Here is a 17,214-nt window from a genome sequence, read left to right on the forward strand (position 1 = left end):
GGTTGAGCATGATCTTTCCGAACCGCGGGTTGGGATCATGCTTTGGAGCAACAGGGGCCTTTGCCATGGGCTACAGCCTCGACTTCGGCTGGCTTGCGGGTGCGGCGGGCGCGATCGCGCGCGGCGCGGCGACGACGATCGTGCTGATCGCCGTCACCACGCTGGCGGGAACGTTCCTCAGCATCCTGGGTGCCGCCGGCAAAAGAAACGGCCCCAAGCCACTCCGGCTGGCGATCGCGATCTATGTCGAGGTGATGCGCAACACGCCGTTCCTGGTGCAGCTGTTCTTCATCTTCTTCGGCCTGCCCAGCCTTGGCATCAGGCTCGATCCGATCCTGGCCGCCATGCTGGCGATGACGCTCAACATGGCGGCCTATACGATCGAAATCGTCGGCGCCGGGCTGGACGCGGTGCCGCGCGGACAGACGGAAGCCGCACTCGCGCTTGGGCTGAGACCACGGCTGGTGTTCGTCAAGATCGTGCTGCCGCAGGCGCTGAAGGTGATCTACCCGGCGCTGACCAGCCAGATCGTCATCATGATGCTGGAGTCGGCCGTCGTGTCGCAGATCGCCGTGCGGGAACTGACCTACGAGGCCGACATGCTGCAGGCACGCACCTTCCGCGCTTTCGAGACCTATTTCGTGGTGACGCTGGTCTATCTCGGGCTGTCGATGGGGCTGCGCCGGTTGCTGGTCGGCGGCGGACGCCGCGTTCTGGGAGCCGGCGTGTCATGATCGAGTTCACCTTCTGGGACATTGTCCGCAACCTGCTGCTCGCCGCGCGCTGGACGGTGCTGTTGTCGCTGGCCGCCTTCATCGGCGGCGCGCTGGTCGGGCTGGCCGTGCTGTTCTTGCGCATCGCCAAGAACAAATGGAGCCGGCGCATTGCCTCGGGTTACATCGCGCTGTTCCAGGGAACGCCGCTCTTGATGCAGCTGTTCCTGATGTTCTTCGGCCTGCCGATGCTGGGCCTGCGCATCGAGCCGTGGACGGCGGCGGCGCTAGGACTGACCGTCTTCGCCAGCGCCTATCTGGCCGAGATCTGGCGCAGCGGCGTCGACGCGCTGCCGGGTGGCCAATGGGACGCCGGCGCCAGCCTCGGGCTGCACTACCTGCAGGAGCTGCGGCTGATCATCCTGCCGCAGGCGTTCTCGATCACCCGCGCGCCGACCGTCGGCTTCCTGGTGCAGCTCATCAAATCGACGGCGCTGACCTCGATCATCGGCTTCGAGGAGCTGGTCAGGACCTCCAACGCGATCAACAACGCGACCTTCGAGCCCTTCACCGTCTACGGGCTGGTGGCGCTGATCTTCTTCGTCATGTGCTTTCCGCTGACGCAATACGCCCGCACGCTCGAGCAACGAGCGGCGGCCCACTGACCCGCCTGGCGGCGGAGGAACGCAACCCAGGGAACCCGCCGGGCAACCGGCATAAACAGAGGAGAATTGAAATGAACAAACTGATCGGAACACAAGTCACCCGACGCGGCGTGCTTGGCGCAGGCCTCGCCGCCGCCGGCGTGCTCGCCATGCCCGCGGTGCTGCGGGCGCAGGACAAGTCGCTGAAGGTCGGCGTCTATGGCGGCTACTTCAAGAAATCGTTCGACGAGCACGTCTTCCCGGAATTCACCAAGGCAACCGGCATCGCGGTGGAATCGGTCGCCGAGCCGACCGGCGAGGCCTGGCTGGTGCAGCTCGAACAGGCGGCCAAGGCCGGGCAGGCGCCGGCCGACCTTTCGATGATGTCGCAGACCTCGACGTTGAAAGGCCAGTCGACCGAACTGTGGACGCCGCTCGACACCTCGAAGTTCAAGCACTACGACCAGTTGCTGCCCCGCTTCATCAACAAATATCCGGACGGCCGCGTCGCCGGCATCGGCGCGGTGGCCTGGTGGATCACACTGGTCACCAATACCGACGTCTACAAGGACGCGCCGACGTCGTGGGCAGCCCTCTGGGACAAGGCCAACGAGGACAAGCTCGGCCTCTTGGCGCTCGCCTCCAACTCGTTCCTGCTCGAAGTGACGGCCAAGACCTTCATGGGCGGCACCAACGCGCTGGACACAGAGGACGGGCTGAACAAGGCGTTCGAGAAACTGGCCGAGGTCAAGCCGAACGTGCGCCTCTGGTATCGCGACGAGGCGCAGTTCGAGCAGGCTCTGAAGTCGGGCGAGATCCCGATGGGCCAATACTACCACGACGTCACCGGGCTGGCGGTCGCCGACGGCTTCCATGTCCGTTCGACCTTCCCGAAGGAAGGCGGCATCCAGGATTCCGGCAACTGGGTGCTGTCGCGCGCCTCGACCAAGGTCGAGGAGGCGCACGCCTTCATCGACTTCATGAGCCAGCCTTCGATGCAGGGCGTCATGTCGCGCAAGGTCGGCACCACGCCGACGCTGAAGAAGGAGGTGCTCGACCTCAAGCCGGAGGAGTTCGCCGCGGTGTCGTCGGACATCGAGCCGATCATCCCGCGCTACGACCTCTATACGTCGAAGGCCGACTGGATCAACCAGAAGTGGACCGAGCTGATCGTCGGCTGAGCACTCGCTGAAACCGGCCGCCGGACATCTGCCCGGCGGCCCTTACGGTGCAATGTCCTGAGAGAGGGGTGAGCATGTCCGGATTGAACATCAACGCCATCACCAAGAAATTCGGCAATTTCGCCGCCGTCGACAATGTCCAGCTGAACGTGCCGCACGGTACCTTCGTGTGCCTGCTCGGCCCGTCGGGCTGCGGCAAGACCACGCTGCTGCGCATGATCGCCGGACTGGAAGAGCCGAGCAGCGGCGCCATCGTGCTCGACGGCGAGGACATCACGCCGCAGCCGACGCACAAGCGCAATCTGGGCATGGTCTTCCAGTCGCTGGCGCTGTTTCCGCACCTGTCGGTCGGCGACAACATCGCCTATGCGCTGCGCATCCGCGGCGCCTCCAGGGAGGAGCAGAAGAAGCGGGTCGACGAGCTGCTGACTTTGATCCACCTGCCCGGCTTCGCCGACCGACCCGTTGCCAAGCTGTCGGGCGGCCAGCGCCAGCGCGTGGCGATTGCCCGCGCGCTCGCGCTGTCGCCGAAACTGTTCCTGCTCGACGAGCCGCTGTCGGCGCTCGACGCCAAATTGCGCGAGGCCATGCAGGTGGAACTGCGCCAGCTGCAGCAGCGGCTCGGCATCACCACCATCGTCGTCACCCACGACCAGCGCGAGGCGATGACCATGGCCGATCTGGTCGTCGTCATGGGCCACGGCAGGATATTGCAGGCGGCGCCGCCGATCGAAATCTACCGCAAGCCGGCCGACGCCTTCGTCGCCGACTTCATCGGCATCACCAATCTGCTGCCGGCGGAAGTCGACAGCGCCGGCCGCACCACCATCCTCGGCACCGCCATTCCGGGCCTCGCCATGCCGGCCGGCATGACCAAGGCGTCGGTTTCGATCCGGCCGGAGGATGTCCATCTTGGCGACCCCGCCGGCGGCGCCATCACCGGCGAGGTCAGCTTCGTGCGCGATCTTGGCGGCACCATCGAGACCTTCATCGAGGTCGGCAGCACCAGCATCGTTGCGGTGACGACCCCGCGCGAGCGGCACGACGTCCCGGTCGGCGCCAAGGTCGGCGTCGTGCTGCCGCCGGAGAGCTGCGTGGTGCTCGGCTCATGAGACGCGAAGCCCCCAGGTCGGTAGCCGACTACACGCCGCTCTTCTTCCCGGCCCTGATGCTCGTCGTCTTCTTCGTCGTGCCCTTCTCGACGATGATCGCGGTGAGCTTCTTCAAGCGCAATCCGTCCGGCTTCTACACGCCGGATTTCGTCATCGACAATTATGCGCGCTTCCTGTCGGTCTTCTTCGGTGGCGTGCTCGGCTTCTCGCTGATGCTGGCGGTGCTGGTCGCGGTCTGCTGCGTGGCGATCGGCTTCCCTTTCACCTATCTCCTGACCCGGCGGCCGCGCCGCGTGCAGACACTGTGGCTGGTGGGCCTGCTGTCGGTGCTGTCGCTGTCGGAGGTCATCATCGGCTTTGCCTGGTCGACGCTGTTCTCGCGCACGGCGGGCATCACCAACCTGTTCGTGGCGATCGGGCTGATGGACAAGCCGGTGGCGCTGCTGCCGACTTTCGGCGCGGTGCTGACCGGCATGGTCTACCAGGCGCTGCCCTACACGATCCTCGTGCTCTATCCCGCCCTGGTGCGGCTTGACCCAACCCTGCTGGAGGCGGCGCGCACGCTCGGCGCCTCGCCGGTCAAGGCCTTCTTCAACGTCGTCGCGCCGGCGCTCCGCAACACCATCGTGGCGACGCTGATCATGGTCTTCGTCTTCGCGCTCGGTTCCTACCTGTTGCCGCAGATCCTCGGCCGGCCGCAGCATTGGACGCTGTCGGTGCTGATCACCGACCAGGCGATCTACCAGTCCAACATGCCTTTCGCTGCGGCGATGGCGGTGTTCCTGGTGCTGATCTCGCTGGCGCTTGTCGGCATGACGCTGCTCGTTGGACGCAGGGAGAACGCGCTATGACCGCGACCTGGCTTCGTCGTCTCTACTTCACCGTCGTGGCGCTGTTCCTGGCGGCGCCGCTCATCGTCGTCGCCGGCGTGTCGGTCAACTCGCGGCAGGAACTGACCTTCCCGCCGGTCGGCTTCTCGCTCGCCTGGTACGCGCAGATCTTCACCGATCCGGAATGGCGGCTGGCGCTGATCCACTCGGTGACGCTCGCCGTCTGCTCGGCGGCGATCGCGGTGGCCGTCGCGCTGCCGCTCGCCTGGTTCCTGTGGCGGCGCATCGCGCCATGGGCGAACATCTTCCAGGTGCTGGGGCTGGCGCCCTTCATCCTGCCGCCGGTCATCACGGCGCTCGGCTTCCTGAGCTTCTGGGCGACGGTCGGGCTGTTCGGCCAGTTCTTCACCGCCATCATCAGCCATGCGATCTTCTTCGTGACGCTGCCGCTGGTGACGCTGTCGCTGGGCTTCGCCTCGATCGACCGCTCGCTGGTCGAGGCGGCGGCGACGATGGGTGCCGACGACCGCACCGTGCTGAAGACGGTGGTGCTGCCGCTGATCCTACCCTATCTCGTCTCGGGCTACGCCTTCGCCTTCGTGCTGTCGCTCAACGAATACATCGTCGCCTACATGACGATCGGCTTCACCACCGAGACGCTGCCGATCAAGATCTTCAACGCGCTGCGCTACGGCTACACGCCGACCATGGCCGCGGTGTCGATCTTCTTCGTCGCGGTCGCAGCACTGGTCTTCGGCTCGATCGCTCGTTTCGGCGACATCCGCAGGCTGCTCGGCGCGATGTCGTCCGACGGCAGCTGAGCTCGAAACAGGACGGCCACCGATCCCCGGTGGCCGTTCTTCAATGCCCGAAGGACAGCGCCGGCACGATGCGGTCGCGCCGCAGCCACCGCGCCAGCAAAAGTGCCGCCACCACGGCCAGTCCCGACGACAGGCCCATCCAGATGCCGACGCCGTTGAAGCCGAAATGGAAGGCAAGCAGCACGCCGAGCGGCAGGCCGATGCCCCAATAGCCGATCGCGGCATAGATCATCGGCACCTTGGTGTCGTGCAAGCCGCGCAGCATGCCGGCGGCCACGGCCTGCGCGCCATCGAAGATCTGGAATAGCGCCGCGAACACCAGGAAGGAGACCGCAAGCGCGATCACCCTGGTATTGGCCGGGTCGGTCAGATCGATAAAGGCGCTGATCAGGAGATGCGGCCAGAGGATCATCACCAGCCCCATCAGTGCCATGAAGGAAACGCCGAGGACAAAGGCGGTCCAGCCGGCGCGGGAAACGCCTTCCGGATTGCCGGCGCCATGGGCGAGCCCGACACGCACCGTCACCGCCTGGTTGAGACCGAGCGGCACCATGAAGCTGATCGAGGCGATCTGGATGGCGATGGCGTGCGCGGCAAGCGAATCCGCGTCGATCAGGCCCATCAGCAGGGCCGCCGCGTTGAAGATCGTCACCTCGAAGGCGAGGATGCCGGCGATCGGCAGGCCGAGTTTCAGCAGGCCCTTGAAACGCGGCCAGTCGGACCGCCAGAAGCGGCCGAACAAATGGTAGCGGCGGAACTTCTTCTCCAGCATCACCACCGCCGCCAGGCCGACGAACATCAGCGTGCTGGACAGCGAGGTGGCCAGGCCGGAGCCGGAGATGCCCATCGCCGGGACGCCGAGATTGCCGAACATGAACACCCAGTTGAAGAAGGCGTTGCAGGCGACAGCGACGAAAACGATGACCAGCGCCCAGCCCGGCCGCTCCAGCGCCGAGATGAAGGAGCGCAGCACGATATAGCCATAGAAGGGCAGCACCGCCCATTCCAGCCAGCGCAGGTAGATACCGGCCTGGTGCGCCAGCTTCGGCTCCTGGCCCATGGCCAGCAGCACGCTCTCGCCATGCCAGAGGAAGATCCAGATCGGGATCGAGATCAGGATCGCCAGCCACAGGCCCTGGCGCACCGTGCGACGCAGGTCGCGCACCGAATGGCGGCGGCGGCCGAGCTCGGTCGCCATCATCGGCGAGGTCGCCAGCATCAGGCCAAGGCCGAAGATCAGCGGCATGAAATAGAGGTTGGCGCCGAGCGCGCCGCTGGCCAGCGTGTCAGGTCCCAGCCGGCCCATCATCATGACATCGGTCGCGGTCATGGCGGTCTGGCCAAGATTGGTCAGCACCATCGGCCAGGCAAGCGAAAGCGTTGCCCGGATTTCCTGACGCCAAAGATTTTCCGGCGCGCGAGCGCCGGCTTCGATCGCAGACATTTTTTCGCTCTTTCCGATCGCGGCGCGTCGGGACAGAGCCCGGAAGCCGCACGAACAAACGGCAAAACCCTAGGGTTTCGCAACGTTTGCGCCGTCTATTGGACGAAATGCGACATGAAGGCAAGGGAGGACGGACGGCGAACCATTGAGCCAGCGGCGTCCTCGCGTCGTTCACTTGCCGTCCGGAGCCTGCTACGGATTCCCCGGGATATGAAGAACCGGCAAAGCGTGCCGGGAGGTGAGGATGACGTTCAGGCGCAGAAAGAACCCGGCCGCGATCCCGCGAACGGTGCCTTCGTTCGAGCATATCGTCACCGAGGCAAGCGACAGCTTTCTGTGGCGGCTGGACGACTATCCATGGGAGCGCAATGTCTGGAATTTCCATCCGGAATATGAAATCCACCTGCTCAGGAAATCCTCGGGCGTGGCGCTGGTCGGCGACCATATCGGCGAGTTCGGGCCGGGCTATCTTGCGATCGTCGGCGGCGGCCTGCCGCATGACTGGGTGACGGCGGTGCGGCCCGGCGAGCTGATCGAGGGCCGCGATATCGTTCTGCAGTTCGACCCGCAGCGGCTGCGCGGATCGGCAGGGCTGCTGCCGGAGCTGCGCGAGCTGGAGCCATTCCTGGAACGGTCGCTGCGCGGGATCCTCTTCCACGGCCGGACGGCGGTTGAGGGCGCAGCGCTGATGGAGCGGATGGGCACGGTGCATGGGCTGCCCCGGCTCTGCCTGTTCCTCGAGCTGGTGGACCTGCTGGCCAGGACCGATGAATACGAGCTTTTGTCGTCGCCGGATTTCTCGCCGCTGCTCGACGCCGCCTCGCTGGACATCATCCAGCGCACGCTGACCTATCTGTTCCAGCACTTCGCCGAGGACCTGAAACTGCCGGAGGTGGCGGAGCTCGCCGGCATGAGCGAAAGCACCTTCTCGCGCTTCTTCCAGAAGAACACCGGCAACAGCTTCAGCGACCACCTCGCCAAGCTCAGGCTCTGGCAGGCCTGCAAGCTGCTTTCCGACACCGACATCCCGATCACCGACATCTGCTTCCAGGTCGGCTACATGAACATCTCCAACTTCAACCGCGCCTTCCTGCGCAAGCACAAGATGACACCGTCATCCTATCGCAAGCTGTCACGGCAGAGGCTGGCGATGCGGGCCTGATCGGGCCGACCCGATTTCCCAAGCGGCACTGATACTCATGTGACGGACCGACTCCGCCTGGGGCGCGTTTTGCGCTGCACAATGCATAAAAGTACAGGTTTACTGCAACGAGGCTTCTAGCTTGGCCCCCTGCAACTCCTCATTTTGGCGACGGGTGGCAAGTCGCTCGGGCGACGGTGAGGGTCGCTTAGCCCGAGGACAGCCGCTTCCCGCGACTATTCCTGGAGGAGAAAAACCAATGAAATCAACTCGGCTCGCTGCCAGCCTGGGCGCAGCTCTCGTGCTTACCGCTTCGACTTCAACAATCGCGCTGGCGCAGGCGCCGGTCTGCTCGGCGCCGGTCAAGGTGCTGGCGCAGCCGCGCGACGGACTGACGCTGCTGGAGGACTCCAAGGACGAGTTCAAGAAGCTCTCCGGCGCCGGCTTCCAGATCGACTATCTCAACGAGAACGACCGCCGGGCAAAGTCGCGCGCCGACGCCTCCACCGTCGGCAACTACAACGTCTACTATGTCGACGAAGCCAATGTCGCGCTGTTCGCGTCCTCCGGCTGGATCGCGCCGCTCACCGATTATTACCCGGCTGAATATGACTTCGCCGATTTCGATCCGGGCCGGCAGAAGGTCGCCACCTATGACGGCAAGGTCTGGTTCGCGCCGCTGACCGGCGGCGGCGACCTGATGGTCTACCGCAAGGACGTGCTGGAGGCCGCCGGCATCCAGCCGCCGAAGACGCTGGACGAGTTGATCGCCGACGTGCCGAAGCTGACCGATCCGGACAAGGGCATGTACGGCATCGCGCTGCGTGGTGCGCGTGGCTCGGGCGCCAATGTCTGGCGCTGGATGCCCTACTTCAAGGCCTATGGCGGCAAGTGGTTCGACGGCGACAAGCCGGCTTTCAATTCGGACGCCGCCGTCAAGGCGACCGAGGCCTACCTCAAGCTGTTCAAGGATTCGGCGCCCGGCACGCAGACCGGCAGCTGGGATGAATCGACCGGCGCCTTCCTCTCCGGCCAGGTCGCCATCCTGGTCGAATCGACGCCGCTGTCCGGCATGGCGGTGGACCCGAAGACCTCGCAGGTGGTCGGCAAGGTCGGCTTCCTGCCGCCGCCCGCGCCGCTTCCGGGCGGCGGCTACGGCCATGGCCTCGCCATTGCGACCAAGGCCAACCCGGACGACGCCGCGAAGAAATGCGCCGGCCTGTTCGTCGCCTGGGCAACGTCGAAGGAGAACGAGAAGCGCCGGCTCGACGCGCATCAGTTCGGCGAACTCAACCGCACCAGCATCCTGTCCAGCAAGGAATTCGCCGACATCTACGGCGCCGACCTCGGCCAGGCGCTGGCCGAAACCGGCAAGGTCACGGCGGTGAACTTCTGGCAGGATCCGCGCTGGCCCGATCTCGGCGACCGCTGGGGCATCATCCTCGAAGAACTGGTCACCGGCACGCGCACCGACATCAAGGGCGGTCTCAACGAGCTCGAGGCCTACGCCAACGATCTGGTGAAGAAGAAGTAGTCCTCCCGCCCGCGGCGCGCGGTCCGCGGCATTCGCCGGAATGCCGGGACCTGCGCGCCGCGGGTTCTTCACACGACCACCAACACCTGAAAGGCCCGAGAGGATAGGCCATGCGCCGACGCTCTTCCCTGCCCGTCACATTTCTGGTTCCGACGCTCATCATCCTTTTGGTGCTGTCGATGGTGCCGACGCTCTACGCCATCGTCATCGCCCTGCAGAACCGCGAGCTGAGTTCGTCGGGCTATTCCTGGGTCTGGTTATCGAATTTCATCGATCTCTTCCTCGACCGGCGCTTCCTCAACGCCGTCTGGGTCTCGGTCAAATGGGAGATCGTCACCGTGGTGGCGACCATGGTGGTGGCTATTGGGCTCGGCGTGCTGATGTTCGAGGTCGCGTCGCCGCGCCTGCGCAATGTCTACTGCCTGCTGTTCATCATCCCGGTTCTGCTGCCGCGCGTGTCGGCGGCCTTCGTGTGGAAATTCGCCTATCACCCGCTCTATGGCATCGCCACCTATCCCTACCGGCTCATCACCGGCGGCTTGATCTTCGATCCGCTCTCCAAGGCCTCGACCGCGCTGTTCGCCGTCGCCTCGGTCGATGTCTGGCAGTGGGGCCTGTTCTTCGCGGTGATCGTGCTGAAGCTGCTCGAAACCTTGCCGCCGCAGCCGATCGAGGCGGCGCGGCTCGACCATGCGAAGCGCTGGCAGATCCACGCCTATGTCACCCTGCCGATGCTCAAGGCGCCGCTGATCAGCCTGATGTTCGTCAAGATGATCGAATCGCTGCGCTCCTTCGACCTGATCTATGTGATGACGCGCGGCGGACCGGGCGTGGCGACCGAGACGCTCGACATGTATGCTTTCTCGCAAGGCTTCATCGAGTCCGGCAAGGTCTCCTACGCCTCGGCGATGGCCGTGCTGATGATGATCGCGACGGTGATCACCTTCACCATGCTTTGGAAGCGGGTGCAGGCATGAGACCGTATCGCATGAGACTGGGCCGCCTGATCGCCAGGGCCATGTTGGCGCTGGCCGGCTTCCTGGCCGTGTTCCCGCTGGTCTGGACGGCGCTCAATGCGCTGAAGAACAATGTCGACATCATCACGCGCGTGCCGCGCCTGGTCTTTACCCCGACGCTTGCCAACATCGCCTACATACTCGGCCGCGACAGCGTCCTGACCGGGCTCTACAATTCGGTGGTCGCCTGCGGCTTTGCCGTGCTGATCGGTGTCGCGCTCGGCCTGCCGGCGGCCTATGCGGTGGCGCGCTACCCCAACCGCTTCGCCGGCGACATCCAGTTCTTCGTCTTGTCGCTGCGCTTCCTGCCGCCGGTGGCGGTGGCCATTCCGCTGATGGTGATCTGGCTGCAGGTCGGGCTCTACGACACGCTGCCGGCGCTGATCGTCACCTATTCACTGCTCACCATCTCGGTGATCATGTGGCTCGCCATCCCTGCCTTCCAGGGCGTGCCGAAGGAGATCGAGGAGGCGACCTTCGTCGACGGCTACGGTGCCTATTCGGTGTTCTGGCGGATCGCGCTGCCCGTCGCCGCTCGCTCGCTCGCGGGAGCCATCGCCTTCAGCTTCGTGCTGGTCTGGAACGAGTTCCTGATCGCGCTGATGCTGTCGAGTTCCAACGCCAAGACCTTGCCGATCGTCGCCTCGGAGCTGTCGCAGCAGGGCATGAACGTGCCGTGGGGGATCCTCAACGCCTCGGTGGTGCTTCTGTCGCTGCCGCCGCTGCTTTTCCTCGGCGTGCTCAGCGGCTTCCTGAATTCCGTTTTCCGGCAAAAAAAGACTTGATGCGAGGATTACCCGATGCAGGCACTGGTACTTGAGAAAAAGGGCGAACTATCGCTGCGCGAGATCGCGCTGCCGCTCGACGTCGGACCGGACGACGTCAGGATCGCCATCCACACCGTCGGCGTCTGCGGCAGCGACGTGCACTACTACACGCACGGCGCCATCGGCAGCTACGTCGTGCGCGAACCGATGGTGCTCGGCCACGAGGCCTCGGGCACGATCGTCGAGGTCGGAGCCAACGTCACCAGCCTGAAGGTCGGCGACCGCGTCTGCATGGAGCCGGGCGTGCCGAACCTGTCGTCGCGCGCGACGAAGCTCGGCATCTACAATGTCGATCCGGATGTGCGTTTCTGGGCGACGCCGCCGGTGCACGGCGTGCTTGCGCCTTACACCGTCCATCCGGCGGCCTTCACCTACAGGCTGCCGGACAACGTCTCCTTCGCCGAAGGCGCGATGGTCGAACCCTTCGCCATCGGCATGCAGGCGGCGGCGCGGGCGCGCATCGTGCCCGGCGATGTCGCCGTCGTCGTCGGCTGCGGCCCGATCGGCATCATGATCGCGCTCGCCGCGTTGGCCGGCGGCTGCTCGAAAGTGCTGATCTCCGATTTCTCGGCGCCCAAGCTGGAGATCGCCGCGCAGTACGCGGGCATCGCGCCGGTGAACATCGGCGAGCGATCCCTGGTCAATGCCGTCGCGACCGCGACCGACAATTGGGGCGCCGACATCGTCTTCGAGGCGAGCGGCAATGCGAAAGCCTTCGCCAACCTGTTCGATGTCGTGCGGCCGGGCGGCGCGGTGGTGCTGGTCGGGCTGCCGGTGGAGCCGGTCAGCCTCGACGTGCCGGCGGCGATCTCGAAGGAAGCGCGCATCGAGACGGTGTTCCGCTACGCCAACATCTTCGACCGCGCCCTGCAGCTGATTGCTTCCGGCAAGGTTGACCTCAAGCCGCTGATCACCGGCACCTATGATTTCTCCGACAGCATCGAGGCGTTCGAGCGGGCGGCGGCAGGCAACCCGCAGGACGTCAAGCTGCAGATCCTGCTTACCGGCGAGAAGGGCTGATCATGTCCGCAATCATCTGCTCCCATGTCGACAAGGCCTATGGCGCAACCACCGTCATCCGCGACCTCAACCTCAGCATCGAGGAGCACGAATTCGTCGTGTTCCTCGGCCCCTCCGGCTGCGGCAAGTCGACCTTGCTGCGCATGCTGGCCGGACTCGAGGACATCAGCGGCGGCGAGGTGTCGATCGGCGGCAAGGTGGTCAACGACCTCGAGCCCGGCGATCGTGGCATCGCCATGGTGTTCCAGAACTACGCGCTCTATCCGCACATGACGATTTTCGACAACATCGCCTTCGGGCTGAAGCGGCAGAAGGTGCCCGTGGCCGAGATCAGGAAACGGGTCGAAGCCGTTGCCAGGACGCTCGGCCTGGAACCCTATCTCGGCCGCAAGCCGACCGAACTTTCCGGCGGCCAGCAGCAGCGCGTGGCGATCGCACGCGCCATGATCAAGACGCCCAAGGTGTTCCTGTTCGACGAGCCGCTGTCCAACCTCGACGCCAAGCTGCGCAACCATATGCGCATCGAGATCGCCCGGCTGCACCAGTCGCTGAAGACTACGACCGTCTACGTCACTCACGACCAGCTGGAGGCGATGACGCTGGCCGACCGCATCGTGCTGCTCGAGGATGGCGTCATCGAGCAGATCGGCTCGCCGGCGGAGATCTATCGCCGGCCCGGCAATCTGTTCGTGGCCGGCTTCATCGGCACGCCGAACATGAACTTTGTCGAGGTGACGATCGGCCGGGCCGGAGACGGCTGGACACTCACTGGCGCCGGGACAGTGTTTTCGATCGAGGGCCAGGAGTTCCACCTCCAGCATGGCGATCGCGCTGTGCTCGGCATCCGGCCGCCCGACCTGAAGACGGCCGGCGCCGATGCCGGCCGGAACGTCTTGCAAGGCACGGCCGATCTCATCGAATTCCATGGCAACGACGCGCTGGTGACGTTCGGCTCGGGCGGCAGGGAGGTCAGCGCGCTGGTGCCGGCGCGCGAATGCCCGGCGTTGCAGGCGCCTGTGCGCTACACATTCGAGGAGGAAAGCATCCACCTCTTCGATGCCGCATCAGGCGCATCTCTGCGCAAGCGGCAGGCCACCGGTCTACTGGATGGCGTCGAGCGCCTGGCGCTGCCGGTGCATCTCTAGAAAAATGCGGTAGTCGCGGTCGAAGCGGGCGCCGGCCGCTGGATTGGCGGCGCGCTTCCTGCCGCCCTGCTGCATGGCGACGCAGGCCGCGTTCAGGTCGGGGTAGAGCCCGGCCGCGGTGGCCGCTACCATGCCGGTGCCGAGCAGCACCGCCTCGTCGGCCAGCGGCTCGATGACCGTGCAGCCGGTGGCGTCGGCGTAGAGCTCCATCAGCAGCGGATTCTTGGTATGGCCGCCGGTCACATGCAGCGTGTCGATCAGGTAGCCGTTCTCGTTCAGCGCCTCCAGCACATGGCGCACGCCAAGCGCGATGCCGACGGCGGTGCGCCAATACAGCTTGCACAGGCTGTCGAAGGAGGAATCGAGCGTCAGCCCGCTGACGACGCCGACGGCGTGCGGATCGGCCAATGGCGAACGGTTGCCGTGGAAATCCGGCAGCACGTGCAGCCTCGCCGCTAATGCCTCGCCTTCGGCAGCACGCAATTCGGCGACGCGCCTGGCAATCTTGGCATGCATGGCGGTATTCGGCTCGCCGCCGGCGCCGTGCCAGCGGATGATGTGGTCGAGCAGTGCTCCGGTCGCCGACTGGCCGCCCTCCGACAGCCAGAGCGTGGGCAGCGCGGCACCGTAGTATGGCCCCCACACGCCGGCGAAAGGCTGCGGGTCGGGCGACATCGCCATGACGCAGGAGGAGGTGCCGGCGATCAGCGCCAGATGCCGGCTGATGTTCTTTTCGTCGCCGGCAAAACCGCCGAGCACGCCGAGCGCGCCGGCATAGGCGTCGATGACACCGGCGCCGACGCGGCATTTTTCGGTCAGGCCAAGTTCGGCCGCCGCTTGCGCGGTCAATGGGCCGATATCGGCGCCGACCGGACTGGCCTTTTCCGGCAGATTGCCGTGCTCAAACAGGTCGCCAAGGCCGACGGTCTCGAAGAAGTCGCGCCGCCAGCCGGTTTTCTCATGCGCCAGATAGGTCCATTTGGCGGTCAGCGTGCACTGCGAGCGGGCGAGCGAGCCGGTCGCCTTCCAGGTCAGGAAATCGGTGAGGTCGAATAGGTAGCCGGCTTCATTCCAGGTGCCGGGCAGCTTGCGCTTCAGCCACATCAGCTTCGGCGTCGCCATTTCCGGCGACATCACGCCGCCGATATAGTCGAGCACGGCGTGGCCGCTTCGCGTGCACTCATCGGCCTCGGCGATGGCGCGATGGTCGAGCCAGACAATGGTGTCCCAGCGCCTCTCGCCGGTGACCGACACGCTGAGCTGGCCGCCTTGCCGGTCGCGCACCACCAGCGAGCAGGTGGCGTCGAAAGAAATGCCGACAATGTCTTCCACTGTCACGCCGGCCTTCTCGCGCGCGGCCCGCACGGCCTTGCAGACCGCCGCCCAGATATCCGCCGAATCATGCTCGGCATGATCGGCCTTGGGCTGATGCATGGCGATCGGGTGATCGGCGCGGCCCAGCAAGGTGCCACGGGAATCGAGAATACCCGCGCGGGCGCTCCCGGTGCCGACGTCGACCGCGCAAACGAAACTGTTCGTCAAGATGCTTTTACTCTCGCTCCCAGGCCTGCAATCAGATCGGGCAATTGCAGCATGTCAGCGAATATAAAGTCCGGTTCACTCGACGCAAGCCGCGCTTTCAAGGCAGGGTTCTCGGCATGTGAGCCGCCGGTGAAGGCAAAGACGCGCATGCCAGCGGCGCGGGCCGCGGCGACGCCGGCCGGACTGTCCTCGATGACCAGGCATTTGCGCGGTTTCGCCCGCATGCTGGCGGCGGCATGGAGGAAAAGGTCCGGCGCGGGCTTGCCACGCCTCACCATGGTGGCGCTGAAGAGATGCGGCTCCATCAGCCCGAGCAGCCCGGTGACGTCGAGCGCGTAGCGGATGCGCTCCAGCGTGCCGGATGAGGCGACGCAGAACGGCAGGGCAAGCTTCGGCAGCATCTCCTTGACGCCAGGGATCGGCTTCAATTCCTCACGGAACTTGCGCATCAGGTCGACGCGCATGGCTGTCAGCTGCTGGTCGCTGATCTCCAAACCGAAGTCGCTGCCGAGGATCTCGCGCACGCTCTTCATGCTCTTACCGAGGAAGTGCTCGTAGGCGGCATCCTCCGAGACCGTGCCGCCGGCGAGCGCGATCATGCCGAGCAGGGCCGAGACCGACAGCGCCTCGCTGTCGACCAGCACGCCGTCACAGTCGAAGATGACCAGTTCGGGCGTCATGGCTTCGCGTCAGACTCAGAGCTTCCCGGCGAGATAGCGCGTCAAGGTTTCGCGCGCGCCATTTGCCCACAAGACGTTGAGCGCATGGGCAAAGGCCTCGGCGAAGGCGGCGGAGCGGCCGACATCGCCATAGATGTCCTCCATCGCCAGCCAGGCGCCGGGCGCGTCCTTGGCAGCCTTCGCGGTCGCCTGCATGCGGTCCCAGCTCGGATCGTTCGGTTCGATGACGGCGCCGCTGTCGGTAGTGCCAAAACAGTAGCGGCACCAGAGTGCGGACTCCAGCGCGAGGCCGGCGACGCCCTTGCCGGCCTTCAGCCGGTCGGCGATGGTCGGAATGATGAATTTCGGCTGCCGGTTGGAGCCGTCGAGGCAAAGCCGGCGGATGGTGTCACCGATCTTGGGATTGGAGAAGCGGCGCTCGATGAGCTGGTAGTAATCCTCCAGCACCGTATCCGGCACCGGTGGCACGGTCGGGATGATCTCGTCGCGCTCCAGCTTGGCCAGGAAGCCGCGTACCAGCGGCTCCTGCATCGCTTCATGGACGAAGTGGATGTCCATCAACCCGGCCGGATAAGCGATCGTGGCATGGCCGCCATTGAGGATGCGGATCTTCATCAATTCGTAGGGCGCGACGTCCTTGACGAACTGCACGCCGACCTTTTCCAGCGGCGGGCGGCCGTCGGTGAAACGATCCTCCAGCACCCATTGCCGGAACGGCTCGCAGAACACCGGCCAGTTGTCCTCCAGCCCGAAATCGCTGGCCAGGATGCCGCGCTCGCGATCGGTGGTGGCCGGCGTGATGCGGTCGACCATGCCGTTCGGAAAGGCGACGTTGTCCTTCACCCAGGTGGCCAGATCCTCGTCGATCAACCGCGCCAGGCCGATGACGCCATCCGAGGTGACGTGGCCGTTATGAGGGATGTTGTCGCAGGACATGACGGTGAACGGCACGATGCCGTCGGCGCGACGGCGCACCAGCCCGGCAAGGATAAGGCCGAACACGGTTTTCGGCACGGCGCCAGCTTGCGCATCGGCGACGATGTCGGGATGGGTCGGGTTGAACACACCGGAAGCCGGATCGATGAAATAGCCGCCTTCGGTGATGGTCAGCGAGACGATCCGGATCGCCGGATCGGCAAGCCGCTCGATGATCGCGGCCGGTTCGCCGGGCATCAGGAAATCGATCATGGCGCCGGTGACGCGAGCGCTCATATGGCCGGAGTCCTGCTCGACCACCGTGGTCAGCCAGTCCTGCTCCTCGAGCTTGGCGCGGCCGACCTTTTCGCCGTCGAATACACCGGCGCCGACCAGCGCCCAGTCATGGCCGAGCCCCGCGTTGAACAGGTCGTCGAGGTAAACGGCCTGGTGCGAGCGATGAAAATTGCCGACACCGAAATGCACGATGCCGGCCTTGAGCCCGGCGCGGTCGTATTTCGGACCGGAGACTTTCGCGGGGAGTTTGGCGAGGCTTGAGGAAGAGAGTTTCACGGTCATCTGCTTTTACCCTTTGGCCGATACATGGCCTGACAATTCCACCTCTCCCGTTCCCCGGAAGATGGAGTGG

Annotated in this window: 16 protein-coding genes; 12 read left to right on the forward strand and 4 right to left on the reverse strand. The window is 65.2% G+C overall.

The genetic code is table 11. The features are described 5' to 3' along the window. The first annotated feature begins 65 nt into the window (after window positions 1-65). The 6 genes from JG743_RS02315 to JG743_RS02340 all read left to right on the forward strand — a co-directional run bounded on the left by JG743_RS02315 (window position 66) and on the right by JG743_RS02340 (window position 5,301). Window positions 66-734 carry an amino acid ABC transporter permease gene (locus JG743_RS02315; protein WP_202297823.1) on the forward strand — a complete coding sequence of 223 codons (669 nt, stop codon included), beginning with the start codon at window positions 66-68 and terminating at the stop codon, window positions 732-734. Beyond that, a complete protein-coding gene (locus JG743_RS02320; protein ID WP_202297825.1) occupies window positions 731-1,378 on the forward strand; it encodes an amino acid ABC transporter permease in 648 nt (215 codons plus the stop codon). The genes JG743_RS02315 and JG743_RS02320 overlap by 4 nt, the downstream gene beginning before the upstream one ends. A gap of 71 nt (window positions 1,379-1,449) precedes the next feature. Then, a complete protein-coding gene (locus JG743_RS02325; protein ID WP_202297827.1) occupies window positions 1,450-2,538 on the forward strand; it encodes an ABC transporter substrate-binding protein in 1,089 nt (362 codons plus the stop codon). A 74-nt stretch (window positions 2,539-2,612) separates the two neighbouring features. Continuing rightward, the gene (locus JG743_RS02330; protein ID WP_202297829.1) at window positions 2,613-3,650 is read left to right on the forward strand and encodes an ABC transporter ATP-binding protein; all 1,038 of its coding nucleotides are present in this window, start codon (window positions 2,613-2,615) and stop codon (window positions 3,648-3,650) included. Next, window positions 3,647-4,501 (forward strand): ABC transporter permease, encoded by an 855-nt coding sequence (locus tag JG743_RS02335; RefSeq protein ID WP_202297831.1) that lies wholly within the window; start codon window positions 3,647-3,649, stop codon window positions 4,499-4,501. The genes JG743_RS02330 and JG743_RS02335 overlap by 4 nt, the downstream gene beginning before the upstream one ends. After that, window positions 4,498-5,301: an ABC transporter permease gene (locus tag JG743_RS02340; protein ID WP_202297833.1), complete on the forward strand. Its 804-nt coding sequence runs from the start codon at window positions 4,498-4,500 to the stop codon at window positions 5,299-5,301. The genes JG743_RS02335 and JG743_RS02340 overlap by 4 nt, the downstream gene beginning before the upstream one ends. A gap of 40 nt (window positions 5,302-5,341) precedes the next feature. Here JG743_RS02340 and JG743_RS02345 read toward each other — a convergent pair whose 3' ends face one another. After that, window positions 5,342-6,745: an MATE family efflux transporter gene (locus JG743_RS02345; protein ID WP_202297835.1), complete on the reverse strand. Its 1,404-nt coding sequence runs from the start codon at window positions 6,743-6,745 to the stop codon at window positions 5,342-5,344. A gap of 244 nt (window positions 6,746-6,989) precedes the next feature. Between JG743_RS02345 and JG743_RS02350 the strand changes: the two genes are divergently transcribed. The 6 genes from JG743_RS02350 (at window position 6,990) to JG743_RS02375 (ending at window position 13,428) form a co-directional block, all read left to right on the forward strand. Then, the gene (locus tag JG743_RS02350; RefSeq protein WP_202297837.1) at window positions 6,990-7,907 is read left to right on the forward strand and encodes an AraC family transcriptional regulator; all 918 of its coding nucleotides are present in this window, start codon (window positions 6,990-6,992) and stop codon (window positions 7,905-7,907) included. Window positions 7,908-8,145: 238 nt separating this feature from the next. Continuing rightward, window positions 8,146-9,420: an ABC transporter substrate-binding protein gene (locus JG743_RS02355; RefSeq protein WP_202297847.1), complete on the forward strand. Its 1,275-nt coding sequence runs from the start codon at window positions 8,146-8,148 to the stop codon at window positions 9,418-9,420. Window positions 9,421-9,530: 110 nt separating this feature from the next. Further along, a complete protein-coding gene (locus JG743_RS02360; protein WP_202297849.1) occupies window positions 9,531-10,397 on the forward strand; it encodes a carbohydrate ABC transporter permease in 867 nt (288 codons plus the stop codon). Between the two features lie 11 nt (window positions 10,398-10,408). Further along, window positions 10,409-11,221: a carbohydrate ABC transporter permease gene (locus tag JG743_RS02365; protein WP_202297851.1), complete on the forward strand. Its 813-nt coding sequence runs from the start codon at window positions 10,409-10,411 to the stop codon at window positions 11,219-11,221. A 15-nt stretch (window positions 11,222-11,236) separates the two neighbouring features. Beyond that, a complete protein-coding gene (locus JG743_RS02370) occupies window positions 11,237-12,283 on the forward strand; it encodes an NAD(P)-dependent alcohol dehydrogenase (protein ID WP_202297853.1) in 1,047 nt (348 codons plus the stop codon). A gap of 2 nt (window positions 12,284-12,285) precedes the next feature. Further along, a complete protein-coding gene (locus JG743_RS02375) occupies window positions 12,286-13,428 on the forward strand; it encodes an ABC transporter ATP-binding protein (RefSeq protein WP_202297855.1) in 1,143 nt (380 codons plus the stop codon). Here the strand turns inward: JG743_RS02375 and JG743_RS02380 are convergent. The 3 genes from JG743_RS02380 to JG743_RS02390 are packed head-to-tail and all read right to left on the reverse strand — an operon-like array spanning window position 13,384 to window position 17,144. Continuing rightward, complete coding sequence (locus JG743_RS02380) at window positions 13,384-14,970, reverse strand: FGGY-family carbohydrate kinase (protein WP_202297857.1); 1,587 nt, start codon at window positions 14,968-14,970, stop codon at window positions 13,384-13,386. The two genes, JG743_RS02375 and JG743_RS02380, sit on opposite strands and share 45 nt — an antisense overlap. After that, window positions 14,967-15,650: an HAD family hydrolase gene (locus tag JG743_RS02385; protein ID WP_202297858.1), complete on the reverse strand. Its 684-nt coding sequence runs from the start codon at window positions 15,648-15,650 to the stop codon at window positions 14,967-14,969. The genes JG743_RS02380 and JG743_RS02385 overlap by 4 nt, the downstream gene beginning before the upstream one ends. A 15-nt stretch (window positions 15,651-15,665) precedes the next feature. Next, window positions 15,666-17,144: a mannitol dehydrogenase family protein gene (locus JG743_RS02390; RefSeq protein ID WP_202297860.1), complete on the reverse strand. Its 1,479-nt coding sequence runs from the start codon at window positions 17,142-17,144 to the stop codon at window positions 15,666-15,668. Window positions 17,145-17,214 lie beyond the last annotated feature (70 nt).

Origin of the sequence: Mesorhizobium sp. 131-2-1 (assembly GCF_016756535.1) — a bacterium.
GTDB lineage: Bacteria > Pseudomonadota > Alphaproteobacteria > Rhizobiales > Rhizobiaceae > Mesorhizobium.